Source organism: Autumnicola patrickiae (assembly GCF_031846525.1).
Classification (GTDB): domain Bacteria; phylum Bacteroidota; class Bacteroidia; order Flavobacteriales; family Flavobacteriaceae; genus Autumnicola; species Autumnicola patrickiae.
This window is the reverse complement of record NZ_JAVRHM010000002.1, coordinates 188,417-201,032: the sequence shown is the minus strand read 5'-3', so window position 1 is coordinate 201,032 and position 12,616 is coordinate 188,417. Positions and strand designations below refer to the sequence as shown.

Annotated in this window: 12 protein-coding genes; 10 read left to right on the top strand and 2 right to left on the bottom strand. The window is 34.8% G+C overall.

The window, feature by feature from the left end:
- Positions 1–52: 52 nt before the first annotated feature.
- Positions 53–685, bottom strand: a complete 633-nt coding sequence (locus RM549_RS03590; protein WP_311681428.1) for an NAD(P)H-dependent oxidoreductase — start codon at positions 683–685, stop codon at positions 53–55.
- Positions 686–720: 35 nt separating this feature from the next.
- The gene (locus RM549_RS03585) at positions 721–1,173 is read right to left on the bottom strand and encodes a MarR family winged helix-turn-helix transcriptional regulator (protein ID WP_311681423.1); all 453 of its coding nucleotides are present in this window, start codon (positions 1,171–1,173) and stop codon (positions 721–723) included.
- Between the two features lie 171 nt (positions 1,174–1,344).
- Here RM549_RS03585 and RM549_RS03580 point away from each other — a divergent pair, with 171 nt between their 5' ends.
- The 10 genes from RM549_RS03580 to RM549_RS03535 all read left to right on the top strand — a co-directional run bounded on the left by RM549_RS03580 (position 1,345) and on the right by RM549_RS03535 (position 12,614).
- Positions 1,345–1,662, top strand: coding sequence for a rhodanese-like domain-containing protein (locus RM549_RS03580; RefSeq protein ID WP_311681407.1), 318 nt, complete (start codon positions 1,345–1,347; stop codon positions 1,660–1,662).
- Positions 1,663–1,876: 214 nt separating this feature from the next.
- Positions 1,877–2,587 carry an outer membrane beta-barrel protein gene (locus RM549_RS03575; RefSeq protein WP_311681401.1) on the top strand — a complete coding sequence of 237 codons (711 nt, stop codon included), beginning with the start codon at positions 1,877–1,879 and terminating at the stop codon, positions 2,585–2,587.
- Positions 2,588–3,895: 1,308 nt separating this feature from the next.
- On the top strand, positions 3,896–4,897 hold the full coding sequence (locus RM549_RS03570; protein ID WP_311681399.1) for a mannose-1-phosphate guanylyltransferase: 1,002 nt from the start codon (positions 3,896–3,898) through the stop codon (positions 4,895–4,897).
- Positions 4,898–4,965: 68 nt separating this feature from the next.
- A complete protein-coding gene (locus RM549_RS03565) occupies positions 4,966–5,916 on the top strand; it encodes a UDP-glucuronic acid decarboxylase family protein (RefSeq protein WP_311681398.1) in 951 nt (316 codons plus the stop codon).
- A gap of 56 nt (positions 5,917–5,972) precedes the next feature.
- The gene (locus RM549_RS03560) at positions 5,973–6,749 is read left to right on the top strand and encodes a glycosyltransferase family 2 protein (protein WP_311681397.1); all 777 of its coding nucleotides are present in this window, start codon (positions 5,973–5,975) and stop codon (positions 6,747–6,749) included.
- 281 nt (positions 6,750–7,030) lie between these two features.
- Positions 7,031–8,017 carry an exostosin domain-containing protein gene (locus tag RM549_RS03555; protein WP_311681395.1) on the top strand — a complete coding sequence of 329 codons (987 nt, stop codon included), beginning with the start codon at positions 7,031–7,033 and terminating at the stop codon, positions 8,015–8,017.
- 25 nt (positions 8,018–8,042) lie between these two features.
- Positions 8,043–9,155, top strand: coding sequence for a GDP-mannose 4,6-dehydratase (gmd, locus tag RM549_RS03550; protein ID WP_311681393.1), 1,113 nt, complete (start codon positions 8,043–8,045; stop codon positions 9,153–9,155).
- A gap of 35 nt (positions 9,156–9,190) precedes the next feature.
- Positions 9,191–10,327, top strand: a complete 1,137-nt coding sequence (locus RM549_RS03545) for a GDP-L-fucose synthase family protein (RefSeq protein ID WP_311681391.1) — start codon at positions 9,191–9,193, stop codon at positions 10,325–10,327.
- 42 nt (positions 10,328–10,369) lie between these two features.
- Positions 10,370–11,716 (top strand): exopolysaccharide biosynthesis polyprenyl glycosylphosphotransferase, encoded by a 1,347-nt coding sequence (locus RM549_RS03540; protein WP_311681387.1) that lies wholly within the window; start codon positions 10,370–10,372, stop codon positions 11,714–11,716.
- Positions 11,717–11,849: 133 nt separating this feature from the next.
- A complete protein-coding gene (locus tag RM549_RS03535) occupies positions 11,850–12,614 on the top strand; it encodes a polysaccharide biosynthesis/export family protein (RefSeq protein WP_311681381.1) in 765 nt (254 codons plus the stop codon).
- The last annotated feature ends 2 nt before the right edge of the window (positions 12,615–12,616 follow it).

Below are 12,616 nucleotides of genomic sequence, written 5' to 3'. Positions count from 1 at the left end.
TTTAGTTCCAGTTGTGGCTTCCAGCCAATTCTTTTTCAGAACAATTTTATATTTAAATGAATTCGAAAAGTTGTTCTTCGCTTTTCCGAACTTTTTTGGCGTCCTGAGCCGGATCTTCTTCACTTCGATGACCTAGAGTTGCTATAACTGCCGTGGTCATACCTTTTTCCTGAAGTCCCAGAATTTCATCAAATTTTGCAGCATCAAAACCTTCCATTGGGCAGGTGTCGATTTTATAACTTGCTGCAGCTGAAAGAAGATTGCCCAAAGCAAGGTAGGCCTGTTTTTGAGCCCAGGTGTTTTGATCTTCTGCCGGAAGTTTGGTGATACTATTTATAAGTTTATCCTTTAGACCGGCAAGATTGTCTACAGCTATATGTCGGATCTGACTAATGTTTTCTATATAAGAATCAACATACTTTTCGTCGATGGTCTTATAATTAGCAAAAACAACCAGGTGAGAGGAATCTGTGATCTGGGGCTGTCCCCAGGCTGCCGGCTTTAATTTTTCTTTAATCTGTGGATCATCAATAACAATAACCTTATAAGGTTGCATCCCATAGGATGAAGCTGAAAGCTGAATGCTTTTCAGAATTTTGTCCAGATCTTCTGAATTAATTTTTTTCGTGTTGTCAAACTTTTTGGTGGCATATCGCCATTCCAGATCTTCAATATATGTGCTCATAACTGTTGTATATACAATTGTTAATATAAATTTTTTTATTCACGGATCTTTTCCAGTAGATAATTAAGGTTAGAGATTTCCTCAGGACTCAGATTTACTGCGATTTCGTTCTCGACTTCCTCAACAATAGGGTCTAGCTCCTTTAATAGTTCTAAGCCTTTCTCTGTAATTACTATCTCAACTTTTCTTCTGTTTTCTTCACAAATGCAGCGGTCAACCAGCTTCTTCTCAAGGAGCTTGTCTACCAAACGTGTAGTATTGCTCATTTTGTTGACCATTCTTTCCTGAACAGTATTCAAATTTGCGGGTCTACCTTGCTGACCTCTTAAAATTCTTAAAACGTTAAACTGCTGTATCGAAATTCCAAATGGTTTTAAAGATTCCGCTACAAGAGTATTAGCCTTGGTGGTGGCCAACATCATATTGATCACCAATTTCTTCTTTTCAGGTAAAGGTTTCTTTGATTTTATAATCTTCTCAACTTTCATTTGTCAGAACAACATTTGTAGGTACAAATATAAATAATAATCTTTCTTAGGTTTGATAAAACAAAGTTAAAATTCCATGATATTACAAAGAGGGGAAAAATACTGATTATATAATCTATTTCTTTGCATCTTTTAGTATTTTTAATCCTGAAAATTTTTAAATAAAACATTATGAAAGAGCTTTCGCAGGAAGAATGGAGTAATCAATTAAAAAATGATAAAGATGCTGTTATCCTTGACGTAAGAACCGAAGAAGAAATAGAGGAGGGGTTTATTCCCGGTGCTAAAAAAATTGATATATATAAAGGACAGGGATTTATAGATGAAGTAGAGAAACTGGACAAGTCCAAGAACTATTACATTTACTGTCGTTCCGGAAAGCGCAGTGCACAGGCCTGTTCTATTCTCGATCAGAAGGAATTCCAGAATACATACAACCTGCTAGGTGGTTTTATGGAGTGGGAGGGCGAAGTGGAAGGAGATGAATAAACACAAATTTTCCTGTGCCACCTGAAGTAGTATTTTAAATGAAACACTGTTGGTTCTGTTTATATTTTTCCAGGTTATTATTCCTAAAGGATTAGAAAAAAGAATATTCTAATACTATAGTTTTTCTTTTACCGTTAAAAAGAAACTTAGGCTGCCTATTATTTGAATAATTGATATATTTACGGCCCAAGTCAGGATCTTTAAACCTACATTTATGAAGAAGTCGATATTACCTATTCTATTTTTCTTTTTATGTTTTTCATTTACTCAAGCCCAGGAATTTAGTTTTGGATTAAAAGGAGGACTGAATTATGCTATGGGGGGTGAAATTGTAGGTCTGCAATCCCTTGTGGACACTGAACTGGTATATAGCTCCGACACCTTTAATCCAGAATCATCAATTGGATTTCATGGAGGGGCTTTTATAGAAATGAGGTTTGGTAATTTTTTTATTAGGCCGGAAGCTTTATATATTTCTTCGGAAACAGAATTTACTTTAGTGAATATTACGTCTTCCTATACTGTTGATCAGCTTACCATTCCTCTATTAGTTGGTTATAACGTCTATGGTCCCATAGATGTGTATGCAGGGCCGGCATATAATAATATTATTGAGGGTAATCTTGAAGGTACTGCAAATGCTATAGTCGTACAAAATTCTCCTTTAGCAGCCCAAGCGGGTATAAAGGCCGGAGTAGGACGTTTTGAACTGGATTTACGTTATTCCCGTAGTTTGGCTTCTGAGGATTTACAAGAAATAAATGTGTCAAATGATAGCACAATAAGTGGAGGGGTTAGTGAAAGAGATGGTGTGAATCGAGCCAATTTTGACGGTAGATTACATCATGTGCTATTAAGCCTTAGTTTTAAATTATTTGACAGCTCAGCAAATCCTCGTCGAAGAAGTGGAGGATGTTATTTCTAAACCTTTAAGCTTTTGAAGCTGTAAGTAGCCCTTTTAGAAATTAAGGGTTTTAAAAGCCACATCTGTTTCTTATGAAAGAATGGATTATGTTCAATTTATTATGTTACAGGATCCTTCTTCTTCGTATATAATTATCGGTACATAAAACGACCTAGCTAGCTTCCCATAGCTATTTTCGTTCTTTCTGAAAGCAAGACCTTTCTTCTTTTTTGTTGATTATCTTTTCTCCTACGGATTTGTGAATAGAAAACTAACCCGTAAATAGTATTCAAAAGAAACTTTAATTGGCCTAAAAGGTACATCCAGAGTTACTTCTATTATTTTTTAGTTTTTTGTCTTCCGCTCAATTTAAAGCTCTCTTTACCGTATTACTGATGTTACCATTCTTAAAGCCTGGAAAAGCTTACTTTTTTTATCCATGATAATTGTTTTAAAGTATACTACGTAAGATAAGCTTCTAAAATTCTGTCGGGGAATGGTTAAAATAAATCGACTTTGGAAGAATTTAATTTTTTCCAAATGCTTCTGCCATCCCATATATTTTTAATGTTATAATGAAGAGAATCTGTTCTTTTTTACTTCAGTTTTGAAAGAATTTGCGTTTTTAAGAAATACTGTTAAATTTTTCTGAGTATCTCATGGATGAAAATTTACCATTCATCGGAAGCTAAGTTTTTGGGAAGAGTTTCAAATGCTAAAATTCTTATTCTTAGCGCATTTTTTCATATTTTAACATATTGCTATTCTATTTTTATTAACAGTGTAATAGCTACTATAATTGAATGATTCTTGTTAATATGCAATATTTAATAGATAATATTTAAATTAACCAGCATAAGAGGCATTATTCTCTTCTTCTAAATTTTCTGTTTTGAAAATTTTAACATATTCATAATGCTGAGCTTAGGAAAAAATTCCAATCTTAGTAAAGAAGAAAAAGATCATTATTTATACCCCAAAGATTGTATTCTCCATCCCCTATTTTTAAGATTATCCCCACACAGCAATTAAATATGTAAGACCAAAATGGGACTTACAGCGGCGAAGCCATAAAAACTCCTGATTGCACTTCCCCAATTATCAGTAAAATCCCTCTGAAGCTTATAGAACTAGTTATGAATTGAAAAAAGAGTCTGGTGAAAGATGAGTTGTGTAGCCATAATTTTAGAAAAACGGCTTTTTGCAAAAATTTGTTGGCAAAGCAATAGTAATAAATTAGGCAGTTGAATTATTCTATAACCCGAATAAGTAATTAAAATCTGATAAAAGGTCTTTGGCCTCACTTTAGTTTTATTAAAACATTTTATTATGGCAGAAGTTTCACATGTAATTTTAACGGGAGGAGTCGGGAGCAGATTATGGCCTTTGTCGAGACAGTCCAAGCCTAAGCAATATCTAGAAATTTTCTCAGATAAGTCTTTATTTCAACTTGCTGTGGAGAGAAATAGGCTTTTTTCAAAAAAGTTGATTGTAGTGGGAAATACAGGCAATAAGGATCTTTCAGAAAGAATATTAAAAAATATTGGACAGGATTTTTATGTGAATATAGTAGAGGCAACACCCAGAAATACGGCACCGGCAATTGCTTTTGCTGCTTTTTCTGCTGACCCAGAGGATATTTTGTTAGTGACACCTGCAGATCACATTATACAAGAAGGTGAATCTTATCAAGAAGCCGTTGAGAAAGCAATAGAACTTGCTAAAGAAGACAATCTTGTAACTTTTGGGGTGCAACCCACCAGTGCTGAAACCGGCTATGGATATATAGAATTTGAAGGCGAAAGAGTGGTATCCTTTAGAGAAAAACCAGATAAAAAGAATGCGGAGTCATATTTGAAGGCAGGTAATTTTCTGTGGAATAGCGGGATGTTTTGTTTTAAAGCTAATGTATTTTTAAATGAGTTACAGGAATTTGCTCCAGAAGTATTTAAAAGGTCCTATGAGGCTTGGCAAACTGCTGAAGAAGGGTGTCTAAATTCAGATATTTCCATGAAAATACCTTCTATAAGTGTGGATTACGCAGTGATGGAGAAAAGCGATAAAATAAAGGTGGTTCCGGCTAATTTTCAATGGAGTGATATGGGGTCTTTTGAGGCTGTATACGACTATTTTAAATCCCATGGTTATACCACCGATTCTAATTTAAATATGCAGCTTGGAGAAATAAAACCCACTTTTTTCGTAGGAGTGAATAATTGTATTCTTATTTCAACCAAAGATGCTAATTTGGTTGTATCTAAAAAAGCTTCTCAGGACGTAAAAACAATATACTCCTATCTGGAACAAAATTTTCCAGACTTAATACGATAATTTGCGACCTAGGGTTTTATTGTCCTTTTCCATAATAGAGGAGGTTTTCTTTAAAATATAAAAATAAAATGAAAAGAATTTTAGTAACAGGAGGTGCAGGGTTTATTGGTTCTCACCTTTGCAAAAGGCTGCTGGAAGAAGGTAACGAAGTGATTTGCCTGGATAATTATTTTACCGGGAGCAAAAGGAACATAATACCTCTGTTGGACAATCCGTATTTTGAAGCTATACGTCATGATGTTACCATTCCATTTATGATTGAAGTAGATGAAATCTACAATTTAGCATGCCCCGCTTCACCTGTTCACTACCAGTACAATTCCATAAAAACTATAAAAACCTCTGTGATGGGAGCTATAAATATGCTTGGGTTAGCCAAAAGAGTAAAGGCAAGAGTTCTGCAGGCAAGTACGAGTGAGGTATATGGTGATCCTGAAATTCATCCTCAGCCTGAAAGTTATTGGGGCAATGTAAATCCAATTGGTCCCCGTTCTTGTTATGACGAAGGTAAAAGATGTGCTGAGACCCTTTTTATGGATTATCACCATCAAAATAATGTGGATGTAAAAATTGTCCGCATTTTTAATACTTATGGCCCCAATATGAATCCTGATGATGGTCGAGTGGTTTCAAACTTTATAGTTCAGGCATTAAAAGGGGCAGATATTACAATTTTTGGTGATGGTAAACAAACAAGGTCTTTTCAGTATGTAGATGATTTGGTCGAAGGGATGACAAGAATGATGGCTACTAAAGACTTTACTGGTCCGGTGAATATCGGGAACCAAAATGAATTTACAATGCTGGAATTGGCAGAACATATTTTAGAGATAATTGGTTCTTCTTCCAAATTAGTATTTAAAGATTTGCCAAAGGATGATCCTAAGCAAAGACAACCAGATATCACTTTAGCTAAGAAACATCTCAATGGTTGGGAGCCAAAGATAGAATTGAAAGAAGGATTATATAAAACTATTGAATATTTTGATGCACTTCTAGGACAGAAAATATCAGTATAGAACGATCTATTTTATCAAGAAATTTTTTGATAATCATTACAATCAATTAAAAAATAATGAAAGTTTCAATTATAACTGTTGTCTATAACAATGCGGAGAGCATTTCGGACTGTATTGAATCAGTTTTAAGACAATCCTATGCGAATATTGAATATCTTGTTATTGACGGTGGTTCAACAGATGGAACCCAAAAAAGAATCGAGCCATACAGGGAAAGAATTGCTTACTACATTTCCGAAAAAGATTCTGGTATTTATAGTGCTTTTAATAAAGGTATACGAGAAGCAACAGGAGATATTATTGGTATTGTAAACTCCGACGATTTTTTGTTTGATGAAGACACCATTAAAAAGATAGTGCAGAACTTCAGAGAATCCGGAGCAGACTTATTATATGGCAAAGGAATTTACGTAAGTCAGAATGATGTATCTAAAATTAAAAGAATTTATCCCTCTAACCCTTTTAGAAAAAATTATTTGCTTTTTGGGTGGATACCTCTTCATCCGACAATTTACGTTCGAAGGGAAGTTTATGAGAAAAACGGACTTTATGATCAAAGTTATAGCATCGCCAGTGATTATGATATTTCTCTGCGGTGGTTTAAAAATGATGAGATAAAAAAGGTTTTTATAAATGAGTGGATAATAAAGATGCGACTTGGAGGTAAAAGTACTACGGCAAGTTTACAAAAGAAAAAGTCAGGCGAGGATCTTCAAATTATAAAAAAACATAATTTAATGGGGTATTTCACTCTTGCCTTTAAGATTGGTAGAAAAATACCACATTATTTAATTCCGCAGTTTATTAATATCAGAACTGCGAACAGAAAATAAGAGTGCTTTATTATAATCCAGATTACTTTTTCAAAAAAGTAGAAATTAGCTTCAATGTTTTAATGGATCAGGTTGTTAAAGCCTTTGGATTAAGACATTACAGCATTTAAAGAGCGTGACGTATAAGAAATAACAAAAGGAGTAATTAATAATATTATTAAATAAAACTTCAAATACTACTTCTACTTTTTTAAATCCACTCTTGCTGGTCCAAAATTGGATTTATTTATTTGTATTTCCCCTATAGTTTTTATTTAGTTTTTTAAAATTTAGAAACTATCATGAGGCTGTTTATAACATCTGCATATCCTTACAATTCAGAGACAAATTTCGCTGCTTACTGGCTAAGAGAATCGGCAGAATTGGATCCATACAAAATTCATTCTGTATGCGACGATCCTGGGGATGCAGATATTATTTTTTTTGTTGAACATCATCCAGATAACGATCCTTATTTTCTTAAGGTTCTCACCTCTCCAATATATAAGAAATTTAAGGAGAAATGTTATTTGTACCATGATAGAGACTGGGTCGTTCCTTTAATGCCAGGAATTTACCCTTCCATTAGAAAGAAATTTTACAGAGATAGTAGAATGGCATCGGGGCATTATATTGCAAGAATTTGTGAAAATGAAGCTATTAAATATGAAGCTGGGAAAATTAAACCTGAATATCTTTTTTCATTTGTGGGAGCAAGTTCTACTCATAGAGTAAGAACAAATATTTTAGCTCTTGATTATCCAAATTGTTTTCTTAAAGATACAGCCGGTAAGAATTCATGGATGCTAAACCCGAACGAAAAATCACAATTTGAACAGTCTTATGCTGAAATTATGAAAAAAAGCCTGTTCATTTTATGCCCACGTGGTTTCGGTCCTTCTACATATAGATTGTTCGAAAGTATGGAAATGGGTAGAGTTCCCGTAATTGTATCGGACGAATGGGTGCCAATTAACGGACCTGAGTGGATAGATTTTTCAATTCATCTAGCAGAAAAAGATGTTGACCAGATACCGCAAATACTTGAAGAAAGAAAGAACGAAGCTGAAGAAATGGGCTACAAAGCAAGAGAAGCTTGGGAAAATTGGTTTTCAAAAGAAATTAGCTTTCATCGTTTTGCTGATACTTTAAGCAGGTTACATCAGCGTGGGGCAAGTCAGAAAAATTATAAGAACTGGAAAGTTTATCTTCAATTTCTCATTCCCTTTCATTTTAAAAATTTAATGAGGTATACCAGAAAACAATTGCTTCTAACCAAAAAGAACTAGAATATTAAAATTAGTCATATATATAATGAAAATAGCATTTATAACAGGTATAACCGGACAGGACGGAGCATATCTAAGTGAGTTTCTTTTAAAGAAAGGATATATTGTTCATGGTCTTAAAAGAAGAGCTTCTCTCTTTAATACAGACAGGGTTGATCACTTGTATCAGGATCCACATTTAGAGAATCGAAATTTTGTACTTCATTATGGTGACATGACAGATAGTACAAATTTGATACGACTCATTCAAAAAATTCAACCTGATGAGATTTACAATTTGGCAGCGATGAGCCATGTGCAGGTTTCTTTCGAAATACCTGAATATACCGGTAATGCAGATGGTCTGGGTACTCTACGGATCCTGGATGCTGTCCGATTATTGGGACTTGAGAAAAAAACAAAAGTTTATCAGGCTTCAACTTCCGAATTATACGGAAAAGTGCAGGAAACTCCGCAAACAGAAAATACACCTTTCTATCCCAGAAGTCCTTATGCTGTCGCAAAAATGTATGCCTACTGGATTACAGTAAATTATCGTGAAGCCTATGGAATGTTTGCGTGTAATGGAATTCTCTTTAATCACGAATCTCCTATAAGGGGAGAAACTTTTGTCACCCGGAAAATAACTCGCGCAGCTGCTCGTATCGCTTTGGGACTTCAGGATAAAATATATCTTGGTAATCTGGATGCTCAAAGGGATTGGGGCCATGCCAAAGATTATGTGAGAATGATGTGGATGATTCTTCAAGCAGAGGAACCTGAAGATTGGGTCATTGCTACTGGAAAAACTACTTCTGTAAGGGATTTTGTGAAAATGGCATTTGATGAGGTGGGAATAAAATTGGAATTTGTTGGAGAAGGGGTTGAAGAAAAAGGAATAGTAAAATCCTGTGCCAATTCTCAATTCCAGCTAAAGATAGGGAAAGAGATTTTGGCTGTAGATCCTAAATACTTTCGACCTACAGAAGTGGAACTTCTCATAGGTGATGCTACTAAAGCGAATACAAAATTAGGCTGGATTCCAGAATATGATTTGAAGGACCTGGTAAAAGAAATGATGGAGAGTGATCTTAAGCTTATGCAAAAAGATCAACATATCCAGAATGGAGGTTATGAGATTTTCAATTATTATGAATAAGTAGATGTTTTTTATCTGAACAGTAGAAGTAAAGAATGCAAAAGGAATCTAAAATATATATTGCCGGGCATCGGGGTCTTGTAGGGAGTGCTCTTAAAATGAATCTTGAGAAACTAGGGTATCATAATATAATTACCCGCACTCATGAGGAACTGGATTTAACAGAAGCAAATGCAGTAGCGGCCTTTTTTTCCAGTGAAAAACCCGATTATGTTTTTCTCGCAGCGGCAAAGGTAGGAGGAATTGTGGCTAACAATAAATACAGAGCAGATTTTATCTATGAAAACTTAATGATTCAGAATAATGTGATCCATCAAAGTCACATACATAAGGTAAAAAAACTTTTATTTCTGGGTAGCACTTGTATTTACCCTAAAGACTGCCCCCAACCTATGACGGAGAACAGTTTATTGACCGGTCCATTAGAATTTACTAATGAACCTTATGCTATAGCTAAGATCGCAGGTTTAAAATTATGTGAAAGTTATAATATTCAATACGGGACGAATTTTATTTCTGTAATGCCGACAAATCTGTACGGACCCTACGATAATTTTAATCTTGAAACATCCCATGTGCTTCCAGCTTTAATTAGAAAAATCCATCTTGGCAATGCTTTAAAAGAAAAGGATTGGGAGGTGATTAGGGAAGATTTGGATAAGCGGCCGATAGGCGGTGTTTCCGGGAGTGATTCAGAAGAAGAAATACGGGCTGTTTTGCAAAACTATGGAGTCTATCAAGAATCGTCTTCCGGTACTCCAAATGTAAAGGTGGAAATCTGGGGGACCGGTAATGCCAGGCGGGAATTTCTTTGGAGCGAAGATATGGCGGAAGCCTGTGTCTTTATAATGGAAAATGTGACTTTTCAAGATGTTGTTTCCTTGGCTAGAAATAACACCCCCCATATAGCTGAGAACGAGCTCCGAAATACACATATTAATATAGGAACCGGTGAAGATATTTCGATCAAGGAACTGGCCTGTCTCATCAAAGATATATTAGCTTCTGAAGTAGATCTCTTTTTTGATATGGAAAAGCCTGACGGAACAATGAAGAAATTAACTAATCCCTCGAAGCTGCATCAATTGGGATGGAGGCATAAAATAGAATTAAAAGAAGGAGTTAAAAAACTCTATAACTGGTATATAAACCAGCCACCCTACAAGGGGTAGTCGTAAAAGGCTATCTCTGCACCTATTGTAAAATTTTTTAAAATGCAAAAGTCAGTCTTAATTATTCCTTTGTCTATTTTTATTCATTTGGTAATAATAAATAGCTGTTTGTATTTTTTTACTCCGGAAACTTACCTGGATTTCAATAGTATTCTTTACTATAATTTTTCGTGGTTATTGATTACTTACAGTTTGGATTTTTATCCCACTGCTAGAAAAGAGCGATTTATGACAAATTTCATGAAGATGCTGCAATTATACATCATTTTCGGTCTGGCATATTTTGCATTGTTTGCTTTTAAAAACCATCAGGTCTATTCGGATCAGTATCGGGTAAATGTATATTTAATCATCTGTTTGCTTTTATTGCTTTACCGGTGGTTGTTTTTCTGGTTGAGGAGAAAATATAGGCTCGAAGGAGGGAACTTTGTGAATGTAGTAGTAATTGGAAGGGATAAGAACCTAAAGAAGATTAGAAAAGTCTTTGATGAGCCAGATCTTGGTTATCGTTATATGGGTTATTTTGACAATGAAGCTTCTAATAGTTCAACATACCTGGGTGAGATTAAAAATTCTTTCCAGTATGTTATAGATAGTCAGGTTAATGAAATTTATTGTATGGTTTCGAAGCTAACGCAGGAGGAATTAAAAACTCTTATAACCTTTGCGGATAACAATTTGAAAAAGCTGAAAATAATACCAGACAACAAAGAAATTTTTTCCAGGGCTATGTCTATAGAGTTGTATGACACTATTCCTGTTTTAAATATGAGGGGGTCGCCAATGGACGGAGAATATGCGCGAATTGTGAAACGCGCCTTTGATATTGTTTTCTCGTCTCTTGTCATCCTGTTTTTGCTGTCGTGGATTACTCCAATTTTATATGTGCTTATTAAGTTAGAATCTCCAGGCCCATTATATTTTAAACAAAAGCGTAATGGTGTAAATTGCAAAATTTTTTGGTGTCATAAGTTTCGTTCAATGACTGTTAGTAGTGATGCAAATACTTCTATGGCTACACGAAATGACGTAAGAGTTACCAGAATTGGCAGGATACTACGTAAAACCAGTCTGGATGAGTTACCTCAATTTATTGATGTTTTTTTAGGCCATATGAGCGTAGTAGGACCACGTCCACATATGCAGCAACATACAACAGAATATGGTACAACGGTGGATAAATATTTAGTGAGACATTTTGTAAAGCCGGGGATAACCGGTCTTGCCCAAATTAAAGGGTACAGGGGTGAAATATTAAGAAAAGCAGATATTATTAACCGCGTACGTCTTGATATTTTTTATCTGGAGAAATGGTCACTTTTACTAGATCTAATGATTATATACCAAACCGTAGTTAATGCTTTAAAAGGCGAAGAAAAGGCCTATTAACTTTTTTTCCTATAAATTATTTACTTCTATATGTGCTTCCTGTACATTTTTAAGAAGACTTATAACTATAGAAGTTGCAATCACCGTGTAAACTACTAACCAATTAATTTAACAAACACAAAATTAACTACTTATGAAACATAAAATTTTCCTTCTCGTTATCCTGCCCCTGTTTTTTTCCTGTTCCCGTAACCTTGTGTACTTCAGCGATTATGCAGAAGGAGACATTTATACTGAGAAAATTTCTTCGGAAGCAAAAGAAGTGATTATCCAGCCAGGTGACTTACTAAGCATTTCTGTAACCAGTTTAAATCCTGAAGCAGATTTACCATTTAATCGCAGCACTGTAATGAATACTTTGGGAAACTCCAATAATGCAGTAGGTACAGCCGAGGGATATCTTGTAAATAGCGATGGTACAATAGATTTTCCTCAATTGGGGTCTATTGACGTAAAAGGACTTACTAAACCGGAATTAAAATCAAAATTAACAGATACATTAAAGAAGTATTTAAGTAATGCTATAGTAAATATTCGGTATTTGAATTATAGAATTACAGTTATAGGAGAAGTCAACAATCCTTCAACATTTTCGGTTCCTGCTGAAAAAATTAGCATAATTGAAGCATTGGGGATGGCTGGGGACATGACAGTGTATGGCAAAAGAGATAATGTGCTTGTTATTAATGAAACAGAGGGAGTCCGGAGAATTGTTAGATTAAATCTAAATAATAAGGAAGTTTTGAATTCACCTCATTATTATTTACAGCCAAACGATGTTGTGTATGTAGAGCCAGTAAATTCCAAGAAAGAGCAGGCTAGTATGACCAGAAACAATATTGCCCTCGTTCTTTCAGTCATTTCCACAGCATCACTCATACTTTTAAACTTAAATTAATT